General features: G+C 28.8%; 1 protein-coding gene. It reads left to right on the top strand.

Features of this window, described 5'->3' with window-relative positions:
• The coding region (locus tag F1B92_RS08905) for a hypothetical protein (RefSeq protein WP_195836343.1) at positions 1-423 on the top strand (423 nt) is incomplete at both ends.

Below are 423 nucleotides of genomic sequence, written 5' to 3'. Positions count from 1 at the left end.
AAATGCACTAAGGTTGAAAAAAAATTATATCCTAAAAAACATTTAGAATATCTCAAATGGCTTTTAAAACATTACCCTTATTTTAAAAATCCAGGTAAATTTTTCAATTCTCTTTGCAAATATGAAAAGCAAAAACATCAAGGCGAAGGCAATTGGGACTTAGTTGATTGTAATAAAATACAACAACAAAATTCAAAATGGCATCTAGATACATTTCTTATAAAACTTCCAAGTTGGGATTTAAACTATTTCCAACCAGGTATGATTGCTGATAAATCTAAAATATATCCAATGATTCATATAAAAGATGATGGCACTTATGATCCAGATCACGCAAATGCAGCAAGAAAAATACAAGATAATTGCAAAAATAGCAGCAATTGTGAAATGATGGATGTTTGCACCGAATTTAAAACAGGTATA

Source organism: Campylobacter portucalensis (assembly GCF_009690845.1).
Taxonomy (GTDB): domain Bacteria; phylum Campylobacterota; class Campylobacteria; order Campylobacterales; family Campylobacteraceae; genus Campylobacter_B; species Campylobacter_B portucalensis.
This window is presented reverse-complemented; position numbering and strand designations above follow the sequence as displayed.